17 protein-coding genes are annotated in these 19,515 nt (G+C 69.2%); 4 read left to right on the top strand and 13 right to left on the bottom strand.

Annotation, left to right across the window (positions count from 1 at the left end; genetic code table 11):
* Positions 1-112: 112 nt before the first annotated feature.
* Entirely contained in the window at positions 113-2,191 is a 2,079-nt protein-coding gene (locus WC326_14120) for a hypothetical protein (GenBank protein MFA7332201.1), read from the top strand.
* 68 nt (positions 2,192-2,259) lie between these two features.
* Here the strand turns inward: WC326_14120 and WC326_14115 are convergent, their stop codons facing one another.
* From WC326_14115 to WC326_14105, 3 genes are all read right to left on the bottom strand, one after another.
* Positions 2,260-3,171 (bottom strand): T9SS type A sorting domain-containing protein, encoded by a 912-nt coding sequence (locus WC326_14115; GenBank protein MFA7332200.1) that lies wholly within the window; start codon positions 3,169-3,171, stop codon positions 2,260-2,262.
* Between the two features lie 339 nt (positions 3,172-3,510).
* A complete protein-coding gene (locus tag WC326_14110) occupies positions 3,511-5,202 on the bottom strand; it encodes a cache domain-containing protein (protein MFA7332199.1) in 1,692 nt (563 codons plus the stop codon).
* A gap of 228 nt (positions 5,203-5,430) precedes the next feature.
* Positions 5,431-6,174, bottom strand: coding sequence for a DNA/RNA non-specific endonuclease (locus WC326_14105; GenBank protein ID MFA7332198.1), 744 nt, complete (start codon positions 6,172-6,174; stop codon positions 5,431-5,433).
* Between the two features lie 426 nt (positions 6,175-6,600).
* Here WC326_14105 and WC326_14100 point away from each other — a divergent pair, with 426 nt between their 5' ends.
* The 3 genes from WC326_14100 to WC326_14090 all read left to right on the top strand — a co-directional run bounded on the left by WC326_14100 (position 6,601) and on the right by WC326_14090 (position 9,313).
* A complete protein-coding gene (locus WC326_14100; protein ID MFA7332197.1) occupies positions 6,601-7,050 on the top strand; it encodes a hypothetical protein in 450 nt (149 codons plus the stop codon).
* Positions 7,051-7,446: 396 nt separating this feature from the next.
* The gene (gene cysK, locus WC326_14095; GenBank protein MFA7332196.1) at positions 7,447-8,400 is read left to right on the top strand and encodes a cysteine synthase A; all 954 of its coding nucleotides are present in this window, start codon (positions 7,447-7,449) and stop codon (positions 8,398-8,400) included.
* Positions 8,390-9,313 (top strand): DapH/DapD/GlmU-related protein, encoded by a 924-nt coding sequence (locus WC326_14090; protein MFA7332195.1) that lies wholly within the window; start codon positions 8,390-8,392, stop codon positions 9,311-9,313. The genes cysK and WC326_14090 overlap by 11 nt, the downstream gene beginning before the upstream one ends.
* A gap of 30 nt (positions 9,314-9,343) precedes the next feature.
* Here WC326_14090 and WC326_14085 read toward each other — a convergent pair whose 3' ends face one another.
* The 10 genes from WC326_14085 to WC326_14040 form a co-directional block, all read right to left on the bottom strand.
* Positions 9,344-10,624 (bottom strand): 4Fe-4S dicluster domain-containing protein, encoded by a 1,281-nt coding sequence (locus WC326_14085; GenBank protein ID MFA7332194.1) that lies wholly within the window; start codon positions 10,622-10,624, stop codon positions 9,344-9,346.
* 18 nt (positions 10,625-10,642) lie between these two features.
* A complete protein-coding gene (locus tag WC326_14080) occupies positions 10,643-11,281 on the bottom strand; it encodes a DNA-3-methyladenine glycosylase 2 family protein (GenBank protein MFA7332193.1) in 639 nt (212 codons plus the stop codon).
* Positions 11,282-11,314: 33 nt separating this feature from the next.
* A complete protein-coding gene (locus WC326_14075) occupies positions 11,315-12,427 on the bottom strand; it encodes an ABC transporter permease (protein ID MFA7332192.1) in 1,113 nt (370 codons plus the stop codon).
* 8 nt (positions 12,428-12,435) lie between these two features.
* Positions 12,436-13,545, bottom strand: coding sequence for an ABC transporter permease (locus WC326_14070; GenBank protein MFA7332191.1), 1,110 nt, complete (start codon positions 13,543-13,545; stop codon positions 12,436-12,438).
* 466 nt (positions 13,546-14,011) lie between these two features.
* Positions 14,012-14,752 carry an ATP-binding cassette domain-containing protein gene (locus WC326_14065; protein MFA7332190.1) on the bottom strand — a complete coding sequence of 247 codons (741 nt, stop codon included), beginning with the start codon at positions 14,750-14,752 and terminating at the stop codon, positions 14,012-14,014.
* Positions 14,749-15,663, bottom strand: a complete 915-nt coding sequence (locus WC326_14060; GenBank protein MFA7332189.1) for an ABC transporter ATP-binding protein — start codon at positions 15,661-15,663, stop codon at positions 14,749-14,751. Before WC326_14060 ends, WC326_14065 begins: the two co-directional genes overlap by 4 nt.
* Positions 15,660-16,595, bottom strand: coding sequence for an efflux RND transporter periplasmic adaptor subunit (locus WC326_14055; protein ID MFA7332188.1), 936 nt, complete (start codon positions 16,593-16,595; stop codon positions 15,660-15,662). The genes WC326_14060 and WC326_14055 overlap by 4 nt, the downstream gene beginning before the upstream one ends.
* 21 nt (positions 16,596-16,616) lie before the next feature.
* A complete protein-coding gene (locus WC326_14050; GenBank protein ID MFA7332187.1) occupies positions 16,617-17,900 on the bottom strand; it encodes a TolC family protein in 1,284 nt (427 codons plus the stop codon).
* Positions 17,897-18,598, bottom strand: coding sequence for a TetR/AcrR family transcriptional regulator (locus WC326_14045; protein ID MFA7332186.1), 702 nt, complete (start codon positions 18,596-18,598; stop codon positions 17,897-17,899). The genes WC326_14050 and WC326_14045 overlap by 4 nt, the downstream gene beginning before the upstream one ends.
* Before the next feature lie 180 nt (positions 18,599-18,778).
* Positions 18,779-19,471 (bottom strand): cohesin domain-containing protein, encoded by a 693-nt coding sequence (locus WC326_14040; protein MFA7332185.1) that lies wholly within the window; start codon positions 19,469-19,471, stop codon positions 18,779-18,781.
* Between the last annotated feature and the right edge of the window lie 44 nt (positions 19,472-19,515).

Genomic DNA, 19,515 nt, shown 5'->3' with positions numbered 1-19,515 from the left:
GCCAACCCAGTACCCGGAATGGAAAGGTCCTCGCAAGAGGGCCTTTCCTTCAATGGAATTGACTTGGCATGTTGTGTGCGGGAGTGATGTGGACAAACACGGGAGGGGAGTCGTGAGAGGATCGATCGGTTGGGCCCTGGCCTTCGCCCTGCTGGCCTGGGCGGGACAAGCCGGCGCGCGCGCCAACTACACGGGCTATTCGGGTGCGCCGGGCCGCCAGACCTGCGCCAACTCCTGCCACGGCGGCAGCAGCGGCACGGTCAGCGTGACCGGCTTCCCCGCGCTGTACACGCCGGGCACGCCCTACACCATCACCGTGGCCCGGACCTCGGGCAGCAACCTGCGCAACTTCAACGGTTCCTGCCGGTTGGGCCAGGGCTCCAGCAATGCGGGCGTGCTCTCCGGCGGCCAGGGGACCTCCACCTACAACGTCAATGGCGAGACCAACGGCATCCATTGCAGCAGCGGCAACCTGGTCAGCTGCACCTTCACCTGGACCGCGCCGGCCCCGGGCGCCGGCACGGCCCGGCTCTACATCGGCGCCTACCAGGGCTCCAGCGAGAATGGCCAGACCACGGAACTGACCCTGGTCGCCGAGGAGGGCAGCGCCGGCGAACCCGCGCTGGCCATCTCCCAGGTGAGCGTCCTGAACGACGACGACGGCGACGGCCTGGCCGAGGCCGGCGAGAGCGCCGCGCTGCGCTTGACCGTGGAGAACAGCGGCACGAGCCGGGCCTCCGACATCACGGGCGTGTTGACGACGGATTCCCCCTGGGTCCAGTTCACCGAGACGGAGAGCGACTGGCCCAACATCTCCGCCGGCCAGAGCGCCGAGAACGAGACGGACTTCCTGCTCTTCGTGGATCCTGCCCTGCCCCAGGACACCGTCGTGCCCTTGAGCCTGCTGTTGAACACGGACCAGGGCCCCTTCACGCTGGAGGGCGAGCTGACCGTGCACTGGGAAGCGCCGGATCCCCTGGACCTGGGCGCCTCCGATGCCGTGGTGCTGGGCGACGACGACGGCGACGGCGTGCTGGAGCCGGGCGAGTCCTGCACCCTGAACGTCACGCTGATGAATTACGGCAGCCAGCCCCTGAGCGGCCTGAGCGCCCAGCTCGAGGCCGTGACGCCCTGGCTGGAGGTGCTGGTGGCCGGCGCCGACTTCCCGGACCTGCCTCCGTTGAACAGCGCCCAGGCCCTGACGGCCTTCAGCCTGCACCTGGCGGAGAACGCGCTGCCGCTTTACGACGAAGTCCTGGTGCTGCAGGTGAGCAGCGACCAGGGACCGGGCGCGGCCGTGTTCAGCGTGCCCGTGGGGGCGCGCCAGGAGATCTGGGCCACGGACCTGGAGAGCGGCGCGGACGGCTGGAACCACTCCGCCGCCGCCGGCTGGAACGACGACTGGCGCCTGACGGAGGCCGGCTTCGGCAGCCCCACCACGGCCTGGAAGTGCGGCGCGGCCGACGATGGCAGCTATCAGAACCACCAGGACGCCGGGCTGGTCACGCCGGCCGTGACCCTGCTGCCCTGGTCGCGGCTGGAATTCCAACACAGCATGTCCGCCGAGGTATCCGGCGTGTATCCCGACAGCGCCTACGACGGCGGCGTGGTGGAGATCAGCCTGGACGACGGCGCCAGCTGGGAGGCGATCACGCCGCTTTCCGATTATCCCGCCGCCTTCCGCTACCTGACAGGCAGCGGCAATCCGACCACACACCCCTTCCCGGGCGGCACGCCGTGTTACAGCGGCAGCATCGGCTGGGAACCCGTGAGCTTCGACCTGCAGGCCTACGGCGCCGTGCCCGTGCGCTTCCGCTTCCACTTCGGCTCCGACAATGGCACGGCCCTGGGCGGCTGGATCATCGACGACCTGCGGGTCTACGGCCTCTTCGAGGACACGGGCCTGGAAGCGCCGGCGGGGCGGCCCGCCGCGCTGAGCCTGCTGCCCGCGCAGCCCAATCCCTTCAACCCCGGCACGCGCCTGGCCTGGGAGATGGAGCGGGCGGGCAGCGCGCGGCTGGAGCTGTTCAACCTGCGCGGCCAGCGCGTGCGCCAGTTGGCGCAGGGCGAGTTCGGCGCCGGCCGGCACGAGTTGCAGCTGGACGGCGCGGGGCTGGCCACAGGCGCCTACTGGGTGCGCGTGGAGGCCCTGGGCGAGCAGTGCGTGCAGCGCGTGCTGCTGCTCAAGTGAGTGGTTCTGCAGCACATGAAAAGGGCGGCCCCGCGGGGCCGCCCTTTTTGCATCCATCCATCCGCTGACTATTTCACAAGCAGCAGTTTGCGCGTCTCGCTCTGACCGCCGGCCTGCAGCGTGTAGAAATAAAGCCCGGCGGGCAGTTGGCCGGCCTCGAAGCGCACGCGCTGCGGGCCGCGCGCCGTCAGGCCATCCACCAGCACGGCCACTTCCTGGCCCAACAGGTTGAACACGCTCAGGCGGGCCGGGCCCGTCTCCAGCAGCTCGAAGGCGATGTCGGTGGAGGGGTTGAAGGGATTGGGCACCGCGTCCTGCAGGCGGAAGGCCGTCGGCAGATTCGTGGCGCCCACCGTCTGGTCCTCCTCGATGCTGAAGTCCGCCCGGTAGAGCAGGCCGCCCGGGCCGCCCAGATCCACGGCGTAGACGTAGAGCCGGTTCAGGCCGGGCTGCAGCAGATCGCCCACGCCCAGGCCGAGGAAGGTGTAGTGGCCGTTGAAATTGCCGCCCATGGTGCCGGGAACGGGCTGGCCGTTCAGGTAGACGCCCACGTTGGGCCCGCTGCCCAGCACGTTGTCCACGGCGAAGTGGAAGTCCAACAGGGCCGCACCCACGGCCGGCGTGGCCACGAAGAACTCCTGGGAGTACAAGGCTGAGCCGCCTTCGCCGGCCCCGCCCGGGCCGGTGGAGATCCACTGGGAAATGCCATCGCCCAGGTTGGGGATCCAGGCCCCGTGGTTGCTGATGATCGAAGCGGGCGCGCCCAGGTCGGCGCCGCTGAAGTCAGCGGGCGTGAACGCGGCGGCGAAGGGGCCGTTGGCCGGGCCGACCAACAGCTGGATCTGTCCGTCCAGCCCGCCCAGCGGACCGTTGCCGCTGTGGAGCGATATCGATTCCAGGGCTCCGGCCGTCCCGCTCAGGGCGCTGATGGACAGGAGACCGGCCAGTCCGGCCGTTCGAAGATTCAACATGAGCCGCATGAGTTCCCCTTCCTGGATCTGGAATCCCGCAGGATCCTGAACGCTGCTGATGGCTTGATTGGGTTGACACCGGGACTGGAAGTGCAAGGCTTGGGCCAGTTGGGATGGGCTTGTCCGACACCATTGTTAAGCGGCGGACAGTCCGGCAGGGCCGGAACGGGCACAACGGATGTCCAGGATCGGGCGGGCAAACGGCAGACACCCAAGCAGACACGAAGCCCACGAAGGAGCACGAAGAGCGGGGAGGGCTGGAATGAAAGAAGGGAGGGGACAGAACCCCTCCCTTCAATTGTCTTCGTGCTCTTCGCGCAGCTTCGTGTCCAAACTTGAAACAGCCGCCTAAGCGGAGCGGATCTCGGCCAGGAAGCGCTCCAGTTCCTGCCGCATGAGCTGGGCCTGGCGCGAGAGCTCGCCGGCCGCGGAGTTGACCTCGGAGGAGACCTGCCCGGTGGTCAGGGCCGCGCTGCTCACGCCGGCGATGTTCACCGTGACTTCCCGTGCGCCCGAGGCGGCCTGTTGCACGTTGCCCGAGATCTCGCGCGTGGTGGCGTTCTGCTCTTCCACGGCGGCGGCGATGGTGGTGCTGTTCTCGCTGATTCGCGCGATGGTCTCGCGGATCCGCAGGATGGTCTGGGCCGCCGTGCGGGCCGCCTCCTGCACGCCCGTGATCTGGTGTCCGATGTTCTCCGTGGCGTTGGCCGTCTGGTTGGCCAGGGTCTTGACCTCCGAGGCCACCACGGCGAAACCCTTGCCGTGCTCGCCGGCGCGCGCCGCTTCGATGGTGGCGTTCAGCGCCAGCAGGTTGGTCTGGGCCGCGATGCTGTTGATCAGTTCCACCACGTCGCCGATCTGCTGGGCCACGGTGGTGAGCTTCTCCACCTGTCCGGCGGCCTCCTGGGCCTCGCGCACGGCGGATTCGGACACTTGCGTGGCCTGGCCCACCTGCATGCCGATCTCGGCGGAGGTGGCGTTGAGCTCCTCGGTGGCGGCGGCCACGGTCTGCATGTTGGTGGCGGCCTGTTCCGCGGCGGCGGCCACGGTGTTGGCCTGCATGCTGGTCTCCTCGGCCGTGGCGCTCATGCTGGCCGAGGACTGCAGCAGTTGCTCGGCGGCGCCGGCCACCGCCGCGACCACGTCCTTCACCCGGGCCTCAAAGTTGTTGGCCAGTTCGAGCATGGCCTTGCGCCGCTCCAACTCAGCCTGCTTGCGCAGCTCTTCCTGGGCGGCCTTGAGCTTCTCGTTCTCCCGGGCGTTGGCCCGGAACACTTCCAGGGCGCGGGCCAGGTGCCCCACTTCATTCGGGCGCTGGGTGTGCTGGATCTCCGTGTCCAGCTTGCCTTCCGCCACCCGGGTCATGGCGTCCGTCGTGTCCGTCAAGGGCGCGGTGATGCTGCGGGAGATCCACTGGGCCGTGAACAGCAGCACGGTCAGGATGATCGCCAGCAGGATGCCGGCGAAGATCAGGTAGCGCCAGAAGGCCTTGTTCACCTCGTCCACGTACAAGCCGCCAAAGACCACCCAGTCCCAGCCCGGGACTCGCGTGCCCACTCCCAGCTTGGGTGCGGGGACCTCGCTGCCCGGCCGCGGCCATTGGTAGACCAGCGAACAGGAACCCTTGGCCATGGCTTCGGCGTGCATCTGCCGCACGTGGAAGATGCCGGCGTGGTCCTTCAGGTCGTTCATCTTGGTGCCGATCAGCGCGGCCTTCACCGGATGCATCAGGCAGATGTTGTCTTTGTCCGTCACGTAGAGGTAGTCGCCCTCTCCGTAGCGCACGCCATCCAGTGCTTCCAGCGCGGCCTTCTGGGCTTCCTCGAGGGTCATCTCGCCGGCGGCGGCATGGTCGATGAAGTTCTTCACGATGCCCGTGCCGGCCTCGACGATGTGTTCGGTCTCGCGGACGTAGGCCTTGTGCGCATCCGACCGGGCGCGCAGCGCGCCGGTCAGGACCACGACCACCAAGGCCACGGCTGCAATGAAGGTCAGCATCCGCAGCTGCAGATGGATCGGCTTGTCAATCATGCGGGACATGGGGGGGTCTCCTAGTTGCTGGAAGCACATATCGCATCCAAAGCCCCACGACTTGACCCGCTGGCGTCAAAAAGAACCAGGTTCAGTAAAAAATGTTTGAGGAGTGTTCCGGTCAGTGAGATTTGTTAGGATTCTTAACAAGTTTGGCGAACGGAATTTTGTCCGGGTCTGCAACGCCTTTTCGCCCCTGCGGCAGTCCGCCCGGAGGCTTGGACCGAACCTGGGCGGTCACTCCGCGGGCAACTGCCAGTCCAACGGACGGCGGGACGCTTCCAGCCGGCGCTCCTGGGCGTCGGGCAATTTGGCGAAGAAGTCCAGCCCGGTGAGCGCTTCCACGGAATCCACGCTCACCACGAAGTGCTGCAGTGGCACGCTGGAGGCCGCGTTGGGGAGCAGGAAGCCCAGCATGGCCGGCCGGGGTTTGGGCGCGTAGAGCACTTTGTAGTAGGCCCGGGGCACGCTGACCTGGCTGGGTCCCACGTGCTCCAAGGGCTGGTCCAACACCGGGCCGGTCACCACCCAGACTCTGCCGCGCTGCCGGGCGAATTCCCGCACCTGCTCCTCCAGCTTGCTCCAGACGCCCCGGTTGAAGGACTTGTGCTGGGGACTCATGTTGGACAGCAGGAAGGACTCGGACATGGCCTGGGCGTGAAAGGCCATGTCCGCCGCCGGAGCCAGGTGCCCGCGGTCGTAGCCGCTGCCCTTGTAATCCTCCAGTGTGGCCGAGCCCGTGGGCACGGCGAGGTCGCGGCGGAAGTCCTCGCTGCGCTTGGTCTTGGCGGCCCGCAGCTCGGCCTTCGTCAGGCAGTAGCTGACCCAGGCGGCCTGCTCGTCGCGCTCGCGGTAGCCCAGCGCGAAGCCCTTGTACTCCAGCAGGACGTCCTCCCGGGAGGGCAGGCCCTGGCGCAGGTGATCCGCGGGCTGCACGCGGCAGGCCAGCACCAGCAGGACGATCCAGGCGATGCGCAACATGGCGGCTCCTTGGGTCCGGTAACGGGAAGGCGCGGAATTCACAACCGCTGCTGCCCCAGCATGAACAATCCGCGGCAGTCTGTCAAGCGGACTAAACAGTGGTCGGCGAGCCTGCACGAAATGGCCACAAGTGGTTTGGCAGTCCCCCGTGTGCGGCCCGCCGCGAAGTGGAAGTTGGGCACGGGGAAGCGGCTTATCCCATTCAGAATGAATAGGGAACAATAGGGCGACTTTTTGTGATTACTCCTGCCGGGAGGCTGGATCCGCGTTTTGTTTGTTGAGGGAAGCGGGCTTTGCCATAGATCTGCCCGTCTTAGCCCGAGAAATCTCGCTAACCCACTTGTTCTACCCCGGCTCCATTGCCATCTTAAGGCCCAAGGAAACGCTGAAATAGTCCATCAATCAGAACATCACCAGGAGAGTAGCATGAACACCAAGGACGCCAAAGAGCAGCTGTTCGCCGCCTGTCAAGTCATTCTGGATAACATCTCTTCCTTCCGCCTGGAAGAAATTGGAGGAGTTGTCTACCAGAAGACTTCTGACACCATTACCTACAACAAGAAGGACGCCATCCTGTTCTGGCGTTTGGCCGCCTTCATGGACCAGGATTGGAAGTCCACGGCGAAGCTCAAAGAGAAGACCAAGGACGGCAAGGAGCGCAGCTGGCGCAAGCCCCGCGCCACCCTGAAGCAGACGGCTCCCCGTGGCGAGGGTCGCAAGCCCTGGAACACGGAGAACAAGGCCCGCATGGCCCTGGTGCGTCGCATGAGCGCCGACGAGGTGAGCCTGAATCAGACCGTGGAGCGTCTCTACGGCAAGGGCAAGGATTTTGCCTGGTTCGTGGCCAACTATGACGCCATCAAGGGCGGCAAATAGCGCCTTCGTCCCAGCAGACCGCCGCGGCCGGGGTTCCCCGAATCCCGGCCGTTTCATGTTCGGCCCGTGCGGCGCCCCATCCCAAGGATTCTGCCGCGCCGGCGAATTCGAACTTGACCAGTCCGAGATAAGAACCTAGGTTGGCCTGAGTCTCAAGGGCCGGCCACGTGCCGGGCCCATGTCTCCCGTGCGCCCAATTCATCAACTGGAACAGCAGTCATGTATCGGCAACCCACCATCAACCGAATGACCAGCAGCACGCCCTGTTGTTGTCCGTTCTGTGGGAGTCGCGCAGCGGGTTGAGGCGTCCGGCTTGTCAGGTTGATCCCACCCGCCCACCGGCGGGTTTTTTGCTTTTTGCGCCCCACCGGGGCGCCCAACTGAAAGGACCGAGGAATGGAACGCATCGCCGAGTCGATCACGGAGCTCATCGGCAACACGCCGCTGCTGCGCCTGAAGCGCCTGACCGCCGGTCTGCGCGCGGACGTGCTGGTCAAGCTGGAATCGCAGAACCCGTTGGCCAGCGTCAAGGACCGGCTGGGCCTGGGCCTGATCCGCGACGCCGAGGAGCGCGGGCTGATCCACGCCGACACCGTGCTCATCGAGCCCACCAGCGGCAACACGGGCATCGCCATGGCCTTCATCGCGGCCGCCCGCGGTTACAAACTGATCCTGGTGATGCCGGACACCATGAGCCTGGAACGCCGCAAGCTGCTGAAGATCTTCGGCGCCACCCTGGTGCTGACCCCGGGCAAGGAGGGCATGAAGGGCGCCATCGCCAAGGCGCAGGAACTGGCGGAGTCGCATCCGCACTTCCTGCTGCTGCAGCAGTTCGCCAATCCCGCCAATCCGGCCATCCACTACCAGACCACCGGTCCGGAACTGTGGCGGGACACGGCGGGCCGGGTGGACATCCTCGTCGCCGGCGTGGGCACCGGCGGCACGCTGACCGGCGTGGCCCAGTACTGCAAGGAGCGCAAGCCGGCCTTCCGGGCGGTGGGCGTCGAGCCCGTGGATTCCCCCGTGCTCTCAGGCGGCGCGCCGGGTCCGCACAAGATCCAGGGCATCGGCGCGGGCTTTGTGCCCTCCATCCTGCGCACGGAGCTCATCGACGAGCTGATCCAGGTGGACCACGCGGAAGCCGGGCGCATGGCCCGCGAGGCCGCCCTGCAGGAAGGCCTGCTGATGGGCATCTCCTCGGGCGCCGCGCTCTGGGCGGCCCTGCAGGTGGCGGGCCGGGAGGAGAATGCGGGCAAGCAGATCGTGGCCATCATCCCCGATTCGGGCGAGCGCTACCTCAGCACCTGGCTCTTCGACGACCTGTCGGTGGAGGGTGACCATGTCGCATGACGCCCTGTCCGCCGGCCAGTTCCAGGAGATCGTGCAGACCCTGACCGGCCGCGCGCCGGGGCAGGAGAAGTTCCACCTGCACGGGCGCCTGCTGCGCCTGCCCTCCCGCGGCGAAGTCCACGAACTGGTGGAAACGCTGCGCGCCCTGCTCTTTCCGGGCTACTACGGTTCCCAGCCGGCCAGCCGGCTGACCCTGCTCTACCACTCGGGCTCCCTCCTGGAGGAATTCGCCGGCCAGCTGCAGACCCTGATCGAACTCTGCCTGGCCTTCCAGCAGCACGAACCGCCGGAGGACAATGACGTCGGCGAGCGGGCCGGCGCGGTGGTGGCCGGGGTGATCCGGCTCTTGCCGCAGATCCAGCGCCAGCTCTACGAGGACGTCCAGGCCGCGGTGGACGGGGATCCCGCCTGCACGGGGGCCGACGAGGTGATCTGCTCCTACCCCGGCCTGCTGGCGCTGACCCACCACCGGCTGGCCCACGCGCTGCACGGGCTGGCCGTTCCGCTGCTGCCGCGGATGATCAGCGAGCTGGCCCACGCCGGCACGGGCATCGACATCCATCCGGGCGCCCGGGTGGAGAGCGCCCTGTTCATCGACCACGGCACGGGCGTGGTCATCGGCGAGACCTGCGTCATCGGGCGGCGCGTCAAGCTCTACCAGGGCGTCACCCTGGGGGCGCGCTCCTTCCCGCTGGACGAGCGGGGCCGGCCCATCAAGGGCATTCCACGCCACCCCATCGTGGAGGACGACGTGGTCATCTACTCCGGCGCGACCATCCTGGGACGGATCACGCTGGGCCAGGGCGCGGTGGTGGGGGGCAACGTCTGGCTCACGCGCAGCGTGCCGGCGGGCGGGCGGGTCTTTCTCAAGCCGGCCTTTGAAGATTCCTTCCAGGCGGGCGGCGGCATCTGAGAGGCTCCAATCCGCCGCCCGGACAGCGCCTCAGGAGGTCTGGCGACGGATCAGAGCCTCCAGGTAGCGGGACTTGAGCTGCTCGCTGGCCAGCGCCTGTTTGAGGGGCGGGAGCTTGAGGATCACGCCCAGCACGGCGGCCAGAGCGCGGTGGCTCCAGAGCACGCGCTGGTCGAAGATCAGGTGCTGGAGCGTGCCGCGCTCGATGGCCATCCGCACCACGCGGTGGGTGCCGTTGAGCGGCGTGATCACCCGCCGCTCCCGGGAGCGCAGCCGCAGGGCGCCTTGCGGGCAGGCCCGCACGCAGACGCCACAGCCCAGGCAGGTCTCCTCGTCGAGCTTCGCCCGGCGCCGCTTGGGCTGGTGCGGATCGTTGGCGGAGACCAGCGCCAGCGACTCCACCGGACAGGCCTGGACGCACTTGCCGCAGCCCGTGCAGTCCGCGCCGGGCTGCTCGGGGATGAAGTTCGTGGTGTGGACCGGGTGGAGGATGGCGAAGCGGCGGGCGGCGATCAGGGCCTCGCAGCAGCAGCCGCAGCAGTTGCAGATAAAGGCCACGCCCTCCCGGGCGTTCTCGCCGAACTGCACCAATCCCTGCTCGCGGGCCTGCTGGAGAAGGTCCAGCCCCTCGCCCACCTCCATCGTCCGGGCGTGGCCGTGGCGGATCAGTGACTCCGCCGCCGAGTTGAAGGTCATGCAGATGTCCAGGGGCGCGGCGCAGGCGCGGCCCAGGTGCTGCATCTTGTGCCGGCAGTAGCAGAGTCCCACTCCGCGGTGGCGGGCCGTCCGCATCACCTCGCTGGCCCGCTCGTAGTCCAGCACGTGCAGGGCGTTCTCCTCCGAGAGCGCGGGTTCGCTGACGAACACGCGCCCCAGCTGGGTCTCGCCGCGGGTGAACAACTCACGGACGAAATCCTCCTCCACGTTCAAGTATTGGTGGAAGAGTTCGCTCAGCGCCGCCTGGTCCAGATCCCCGCGCACGCGCATCAGCGAGAACTCGAAGAAGCCCGCCATGGGCGGCGGCAGGGCGTAGCGCGTGCCGCCTTCCTGCTCGAAGTCCACCAGGATCGCCCGCCCGGCCAGCTCGTCCAGCACCTTGCGGGCCTCGGCCAGCGGGAGTCTCCAGCAGCGGGCGGCCTGGGCCGCGCGGAAGGGTTTGATGGGGAGCTGCGCCATCAGCCCGGCCTCGCGCTCGCTGACCAGCAGGCGCAGGATCTGGAAGAGCCGAGCCGTGGGCGGCGCGCCCTGGGGAAAGCGATTGAGCCGCTCGGCCAGGCTGTAGTAGCCGGATTTCAGCGTGTGGTGGGCCACGGGAATCTCCTCCCTGCCTCATTCCTTCCAGTGCGCCACGCGCCAGAGCAGCAGGCTGGCCACGCTGCGCCAGGGCCGCCAAGCCGCGGCGCGGGCGGCGCACTCGGCGGGTGAGGGGTCGTCGAGCGCGTGCAGGCGCGCCACCCCCTTGCGCAGGCCCAGATCACCCGGAGAAAAGACGTCGGGGCGGCGCAGGCCGAAGATCAGGAACATCTCCGCCGTCCAGCGGCCGATGCCCTTGACCGCCGTCAGCGCCGCGATGATCTCCTCGTCGCCCCGCTTGGCGAAGGGCAGGGTCTCCAGCGGTCCGCCGCTGAATGCGTGGGCCAGGGCGTCCAGATAGCCCAGCTTCTGGGGCGACACGCCCGCGCCCCGCAGGGTCAGGCGGCCCGCCTCCGTGTCACACAGGCGGCGGATGTCCGCGGCTGCGGGGTGGACCGGATCGGCGCAGAGCGCGAAGGTGCGCCGGCAGATGGTCTCCGCGGCGGCGCCAGAGACCTGCTGGCTGAGCACGGCCTCCGCCAGACACTGGAAGGGTGGTCGGCGTGGCGGCAACACGGGGGCCTCCACCCGGGCCAGCCAGGGTTCAAAGGCCGGATCCAGGCGCGGCAGCTCGCGCAGGGCGGTGGCCAGGGTGTCGCGGGTCAGGGCTTGCATCGGCGCTCCTGTCTTGGGAACCGCCAACTTCGCTCAGGCGATTCGCTTGCGGAAGCGCCAGAGCGCCAGCCCGAACATTCCGCCGCCGTGGAGGCCCAGCATCAGCAGCTGGGTCCAGAGGTCCGCCAGGCCCGAACCCTTGAGGAAGATGCCGCGCACGATCTCGATCACGAAGCGCATGGGGTTGAGCCAGGTGAGCCAGCGCAGGGCCTGCGGCATGTTGGCCACGGGGAAGAAGAAGCCCGAGAGCAGGATGCCGAAGACCAGGAAGAACCAGACCGTGAAGATGGCCTGCTGCTGCGTGGAGGAAACGGTGGAGGCCAGCAGTCCGCCGCCCAGCGTGACCAGCAGGTAGAGGAAGACGGCCGCCGCCAGCAGCACGACGGAGCCCTCCAGCGGCAGCTTGTACCACAGGACGGCCACGGTGGCGGCCAGCAGCAGTTCTCCGAAGGCGAGCACGGCCAGAGGGATGGTCTTGCCAAGCACGAGCTGCCGGGGCGTGAGCGGACTCACCAGCAGCTGCTCCAGCGTCCCCAGCTCCTTCTCGCGCACCACCGTCATGCCAGTCAGCATGGCGGAGATCACGGTGATCAGCACCACCACGATGGCCGGGACCATTTGGTGCTTGCTGACCAGCTCCGGGTTGTAGAGGAAGAGCGTGGATACCTGGACGCCCGCGCGGGCGGGATCCGCGCCGCGGCGCTCCGCCCGGATGCGCGACTCCTCCTGGCGCAGGATGGCCTGGACCTGGGCCAGCGCCTGCCCGGCCTGGGCGGAGTTGCGGCCGTCCAGGATCACGCCCAGGCTGGCCCGCCCCCGCTCGAGATCCTGCTCCAGTCCACGCGGGAAGCGTAGCACCAGGTCTGTACGGCCCTGGACCAGCAGTTCCTCGGCCTGCCCGGGACTGCCCACGGCCGGACCGGGGCGGAAGGTCTCCGTCTCCCAGACCACGCGCGCCAGCCGCCGGGTGAGCGGACCGGGCTCCGGATCCAGCACGCTCATCCGCACGCCCTTCAGGTCCAGGCTGACGGCGTAGCCCAGCACGAAGAGCTGGATGATCGGCATGATGAGAATCAGGCGCAGCATCATGGGATCCCGGAAGATCTGCCGGAACTCCTTCTGCACCAGTCGGCCCGTGGGTCCCATGCCCTCTCCTATTCGTCCAGCCGTGAGCGGAAGCGTCGCAGGGCCAGCCCGGTCACCAGGAGGCCCATCCCGGCCAGCACGCCGGCCTCCAGGGGCCAGCTGTTCACGCCGGCCAGCATCACGCCGCGGATGATCCGCAGGTACCAAGTGGCCGGAATCAGGTGCCCCACCACCTGCAGGGGCAGGGGCATGCTGGCGTGGGAGAAGATGAAGCCCGAGAGCAGCATGGTGGGCAGCAGCGTGACCACCAGGGCCACCATCATGGCCGTCTGCTGGGTCCGGGTCACCGCGGAGATCAGCAGGCCCAGTCCCAGGGCCACCCAGAGGTAGAGCAGCGTGTAGCCGGCCAGCGCCAGCCAGGAGCCCTCCATGGGCACATGGAAGACCAGCCGGCCCACGGCGAAAATCATGACGGTGTCCAGCACGCCGATGAGCAGGTAGGGCTGGAGCTTGCCCAGGATCACCTGCAGCGGCCGCACGGGGGCTGTGAGCATCTGCTCCAGCGTGCCGGTCTCGCGCTCGCGGACGATGGAGATGCTGGTCAGCAGCGCGCAGATCATGATCAGCACGATGGCGGCCAGCCCCGGGACGATGAAGTGCGCGCTCACCCGCTGGGGGTTGAACCAGGTGCGGGGCACCACGGCCAGCGCGGCGACGGTTGGCCGGCCGCGGCTCTGGCCCGCGCGCTGGTTGTGGAGCTGGACGGCCTGTTCCAGATAGGCGGCCACGGTGGCGGCCGTCGAACCGTCCGCGCCGTCCACCACCAGCTGGACGGGAGCGGGACGGGACTGGCCCAGCTGGCGCGCGTGGCCGGCGGGAATGACCAACGCGGCCAGGAAGCGCCCCTGGCGGAAACCCGGCTCGATCTCCGCCCGCGACTCCAACTGATGTGTCACGCGGATGAAGCCGCTGGAGGTCACGTCCTCCAGCAGGGCCCGCGAAGCGGCGCCGCGGTCCTGGTCCAGCACCGCGATGGGCAGATCGCGCAGTTCCATGTCGATGGCGTAGCCGTAGAGCAGGATCATGATCAGCGGCATGGCCAGGGCCACGGCCAGGCTGCGCGGGTCGCGCAGGATGTGGAGGAACTCCTTGACGGCGACGGCCAGCACGCGCTTCATCGGTCGCCTCCGGCCCGGGGTCGCCTGGTGGGTGTGGGCGTAGCGCCCAGGTCCGCACCCGCTTCGAGCTGGAATGCTCGAAATGCGCCGGACCGGTTCCCAAGGCTGGGCTGCGCGGCCTGCCAACAACCGGGGTCGATCGGGGTGCGGGTTTCAGCGGAAATCCAGGTTCCAGCGTCGGCTGGCGGTGGTCCGGCGACCAGCGAACCAGGAGCGAACTTTGTACTGATCCAACGGTTGGACGGCGGGCCCTCCCACCACCCCCCACCCACCCGGGGCACTGCGGAAACCGGAAATAGATCCCCGTACCCCCCCCCGAACTGGGGGGTACCGGAGACGAGCGTGGCCGCAGCCTGACAAAGGGGACGGGCCGCCGTCGCACGAGCGGGCGCCGTGTCCAGCCCGGCCGTCAGCGACGGAGTTTTCCGGCGCGCCACCTCGGCGAGCGCTTGACCTGCGTGAACCCTCATGCCGACACCACCCGCAGGAAAACCTCCTGCATGTCCTTGGCGCCCCACTGGGCCTTGAGCGCCGCCGGCCGGTCCAGCGCCGCGATGCGTCCGGCCGTCATGATGGAGACCCGGCCGCAGTACTCCGCCTCGTCCATGTAGTGCGTGGTGACGAAGACCGTGGTGCCCTCGGCCGCCACGTCGTAGATCAGGTCCCAGAACGCGCGCCGGGCCACCGGATCCACGCCGCCCGTGGGCTCGTCCAGGAACAGGATCCGCGGACGGTGCAGGATGGCCACGCCCAGGGCCAGGCGCTGTTTGTAGCCCAGCGGCAGCGAGCCCGTGCGCCGATCGCGCCACTCCGCCAGATCCAGCCGCGCCAGCAGGGCCTCGCCCCGGGAACGGATCTCGGCCTGTCCGAGCCCGTAGATGCCGCCGTAGAATTCCAGGTTCTCCCGGACGCCCAGATCGTCGTAGAGGCCGAAGCGCTGGCTCATGTAGCCGATGCGCCGCTTGATCTCCTCGGACTGGGTGCGGATGGACAGCCCGTCCACCCAGGCTTCGCCGGAACTGGGGGCCAGCAGACCGCAGAACATGCGGATGGCCGTGGTCTTGCCCGCGCCATTGGCGCCCAGGAAGCCGAAGATCTCCCCCTGCTCCACGGTCAGCGAGAGGCCGTCCACGGCGGTGAAGTCGCCGAAGCGGCGGCCGAGCTGCTCCGCCTGGACGGCCCAGCCGGTGTGGGTGGACGGACTCATGCGGCCTGCTCCGCATTGGACACCAGTTCGAAGAAGGCGTCTTCCAGGCTCGGCTCCTCACGTTCCACCTCCAGGCCGGCGGAGCGGGCCCGTTCCCGCAGGGCATCCTCCTGCGCCGTGTCACACACAACGTGCAGGTCGTGGCCGAAGCGGTGCACGGTCACTCCGTCCAGGCCGGCCAGCAGCGGGCTGAGCGCCGCCGGCGCCAGGCCGGGAAAGCGCAGGATGCGGCGCGGGAAGGCGCGGGCGATCTCGGCGGGCGGCCCCTGGGCGATGACGCGGCCCAGCTGGAGGAGTTGCACCTCGTCGCAGCGCAGGGCCTCGTCCATGTAGGGCGTGCTGATCCAGAGCGCCATGCCGCCCCGGGCAAGTTCCCCCAGCAGGGCCCAGAATTCTTGCCGGCTGACCGGATCGACGCCCGTGGTGGGCTCGTCCAGGATGAGCAGGCGCGGCTCGTGGATCAGCGTGCAGGCCAGGGCCAGCTTCTGCTTCATGCCGCCGGAAAGGTGCCCGGCCCGGCGCTTGACGAAGGGCTCGAGCCGGCTGAAGGCCAGCAGCTTCTCGCGGCGTGTCCGGCGCTCAACGGCCGTGATGCCGTGCAACTCGGCGAAGAAGCGCAGGTTCTCGTCCACCGTCAGGTCGGGATAGAGGCTGAAGCGCTGGGGCATGTAGCCCAGCAGGGCGCGCATGGCCCGGGCCTGTGTGAGACAATCCAGCCCCGCCACCCGGGCCGTGCCCTCGTCGGGGGAGAGCAGGCCGCAGGCGATGCGCATGGCCGTGGTCTTGCCGGCCCCGTCGGGACCGATCAACCCCAGCGTACGGCCGGCCTCCAGCGTGAGACTGAGCTCGCGCAGGGCGGGACGGCCCTCATAGGAGCGGGCCAGGCCGGCCAGTTCGAGCAGGGGGCTCACCGGTCGCCGTCCTCCAGCAGGACCTCCGCCGGCATGCCCACCAGCAGCCGGCTGGCGGGGTTGTCCAGCGCCAGCCGGGCCGCGTAGACCAGTTGGGCGCGCGCCTCGCGGGTCTGGGTGTTCTTGGGCGTGAACTCGGCCTCGGAGGCGATCCAGACCACGCGGCCGCGGAAGGTCTCGTCCGGCCAGGCGTCCACCCGCACCTGCAGCTCCTGGCCCAGCTGGACGCGAGACAGCCCCGTCTCCGCCAGGTAGAAGCGCAGGTCCAGCTGGCGCAGGTCCGCCAGCAGCAGGGCCGGCTGGCCGGGATTGAGCCACTCGCCGGGCATGGTGTAGCGCTCCAGCACGCGGCCGGGGGAGGGCGCCAGCAGGACCGTGTCGCGCAGCAGGCGATCCTGCACGGCCAGGGCCGCCTCCAGGGACTGCCGTTCCGCCAGCAGGGCCTCGCGCTCGTGCCCCAGGCCGCCCAGCCGCGCCCGGGCCTGCTCCTGCTGGCTGCGGGACTCGTCAAGCTGCTGCTCGCTGGCGCTGCCCGCCTGGCGCAGGGCCTGCACGCGCGACAGCGTGCTCTCGCTCAGACGCAGCGCCGCCCGGCTTTCCGCGATCTGCGCCTCCACCCGTTGCCGGCGCGCTTCCAGCGTCACCAGGCCGGCGGCGCTCTGGGCGCGCTGCAGGCGCGGCAGCGAGGCGTCCAGCACCAGCAGGGTATCTCCCGCCCGCACGCTGTCGCCCTCCGTCACGCGCAGCTCCAGCACGCGTCCGGCGAGGGCCGTGGAGAGGCGGACCTCATCCGCCTCCAGCGTGCCCGAGGGATTGGCGGGCGCCCGGCGCAGCCCGCAGCCCGCAGCCGCCAGCGAGAGCACCAGCCCCAGTCCCAGCAGGATTCCGGGCCCTCCACCCAGCCGCGCTTGCGGCGTGACGGTCCTGTCCATCCGACACCTCATTTGTTTCACTCAGCGTCCCATGGCCTGCAGCAGGCGGTTCTCGGCCAGCCGCAGCCGCGCCGCGCCCAGGGCGCGATCCAGTTGGGCCTGGCGCAGGTCGTCCTGGGCGTCCAGCCAGTCCCGTTCCGTGGCCATGCCCAGGCGCCAGCGGGCCTCCACCAGCCCCTGTCGGCGCGTCTCCAGCGCTTCGCGGGCCACGGCCTCATCCCAGGCGGTCAAGGCGGCGCCCACCCACTCGCGGCAGCGCTCGAGCAGACTGCCGGTCTCGCGCTCAGCCTCGCGCAGGCGGTGCTCCAGGGCCTTCCGCTGGCTGCGCGCCTCCGCCTGGCGCAGCTGCCCCAGCCGGTTGTCCCACAGACTCCACTTCACGCGCAGGTTGGCGCTGGCGTAGCCCATCCAGTCGTTGCGGATGGGATCCACGCCGGGCCGGGCCAGATGCCAGCCGGCCCCCGCCTCAACCCGCGGCCGGCGCCAGGCGCCCAGCTGGCCCACCAGGGCCTCGCCGGCCCGCAGCCGGGCGTCCAGCGCGGCGAGCGTCGCCAGCCGGCGGGCCCCCGCCTCGACACCCTCCAGCGGCGTCTCCAGCTCTCCTTTGGGGATCACGGCGGCCCCCGGCTTGCCGATGAGCGCGCCCAGCTCCAGCCGCGCGGCGCGCGCGTCGCCGTCGCGCAGCGCGAATTCCTGGCGGGCCTGGGCCAGGCGACTTTCCACCAGCAGCATGGCCTCCTCGCCGGTGGTGCCCTCGGCCAGGCGCGTGTTCACCTCGCTCTGCAGGCGCTCCAGGCGTGACACACCCAGTTCCGCCGCCGCCCGGATGGATTCGGCGGCCAGGGCGGAGAGGAAGGCGGCCCGCAGCTCGGCGGAGAGGCGCAGGCTGTCCGCGATCTGCTCTTCACGCCGGGCCAGGGCTTCGCTGGCGGCGCGGCGCTCGCCGGCCTCCAGCGCCCCGCCGGCGTACAAGGTCCAGCCGGCCTGCAGCGCGGCGTCGACGGTGCTGCCGTCGCCGAACTCGATGCTCCGGCCGGGCATCTCCAGGGATTGGGTCCGGCTGACCCAGCCCCCCGTCACTTCCAGTCCGAGGGTTGGGCCGCGCAGGGCCCGCGCCTGGGCCTGGGCGGCCAGGGCGGCTTCCAGCTCGCTGCGCGCCGCGGCCGGCCGCTGGTTGGTTGTCCAGGCCAGTTGCAGGAAGCTGGGCAGGCTCAGGTCGTTGGGCGGCCTGTCAGCCCGGGCGTCGCCGGCGGTCGCGAGTGCCAGCGCCAGCAGGAGTCCGGCCAGGCGGATGGGGGTTCTCATGCGCTCTCCTTGGGAATCAGGCCGTGGCGCAGCAGGTGCTCCAGGCTGGCCTGCAGGCCCTTCCACTGGTTGTCGTGGCTCAGATCCAGCCTGGTGACCGTCTCCAGCAGCGGGGCGATGAGGATCATGCCGTAGCTGAGGGAGAGGATGCAGGCCAGCACGTGGTCCACCGGCAGGTCCAGGGCGCCGGCGGGCGTGTGGGCGCGCTGCATGGCGTTGGCCTGGCGCCGGATGCCCAGCGGGCCGTGGACGCCCAGTTCCTGGATGATCTCCTGCAGACCCCGGCCGCCCGCGCCGATCTCGCTGCGCAGCAGGTTGGCGACCTCCGGATGCTGGCGAAACCAGCCCACCAGGCGGCCCGGAAAGCCCACCAGCAGTTCATTCAGGGGCATGACCCCCAGCCGGCCCTCGGTCTGGTGCCGCAGGATCTGCCGGATCTCCACGCCCAGCACGCGCCGATAGAGCGCGGCTTTGCTGCCGAAGTAGTAGTGGACCAGAGCCTGGTTCACGCCTGCGGCCTCGGCGATGCCCCGGGTGGTGGCGCCCTTGAAGCCCTGCTTGGCGAAGCAGAGCCGGGCTGCCAGGTAGATGCGCCCCGCCGGACTTTCCGGGTCCGGCTGGCTCAGGTGTTCGGGCGGGGCGGGCGCCGCGGAGGGTCTGACCGGTGGTTCGGTCTTCGCGGCCGGAACGCAACTCATGTGGGCATCCGATTTAATCAACTGACTAATGCGGGTGAATAATAATGCGTGACGGGTGGAGGAGCAAGGCCGGCGGCAAAAAAGAGCCCCCGGCCGTTGCGTGCGGTCGGGGGCGGTCCTGCGGCAGTCGCCTGGACGATCCGCGCGGGCGGATCCATCCCTACGCAGCGACAGGGAGGATCAATGGTGCAGAAGGGTCAAGCGGTAGAGGCGCATTTGCGGTCCCGGCGTGCCCGGATCCACCCAGAACGTGTCCGTGGTGGTGGCCAGGTACAGCCAGGGCTGGTACCAGCGCTCGCGCGTCCAGAGGTGGTATTCGTCGACGTTGAGCCCACGATCCCAGGTCAGGCGCATGCGTCCGTCGGTCAGACGCGTGATCTGCAGCGGCGGCACCTGGCAGACCTGATGCTCCACGCCGCCGCCCAGCCCGACGGCCAGGGGTGCGTTCTCCATGTCGCGGAACAGGGCGTTGTCCACCCAGACCGTCTCGATGCCGCAGTCCTCGGCGCGCAGCACCACCGTGCAGAGCACACCGGGTCCGCTGGCACCCACGGTGCCGCCCAGGATGGCGTGGTCGATGTGGATCACGCTGTTGCCGTTGGCGCCCGAATCCTCCCAGTAGAAGAAGGTGGGCGTGTGGGCCAGCATCAGACCGCCTTCGTAGATCGAGAACACCGAAACCCGGTCGCGGTCGTAATGCAGGTCCAGCGTGTAGCCCCGCAGGTCCGCCACGGCGGTGTCCACTCTCAGCTCCAGGGTGATCAGTTCGTCAGGTTCGACCACCTGGGGCTCCACCGTCAGTTCCAGCGTCTGGGCCAGGCCGGGGCGGAGTCCCAGCAGGAGAGCCGTCAAGGAAAACAGCAGGGCGCGCATACCGGGTCTCCTTGTGCAATTCGCAGTTCATGTGAGACAAAGGG

The organism is Candidatus Delongbacteria bacterium, assembly GCA_041675285.1.
Lineage (GTDB): Bacteria > CAIWAD01 > CAIWAD01 > CAIWAD01 > CAIWAD01 > CAIWAD01.
The sequence above is the reverse complement of the archived record's forward strand: the minus strand, read 5'-3'. Positions and strand labels throughout refer to the sequence as shown.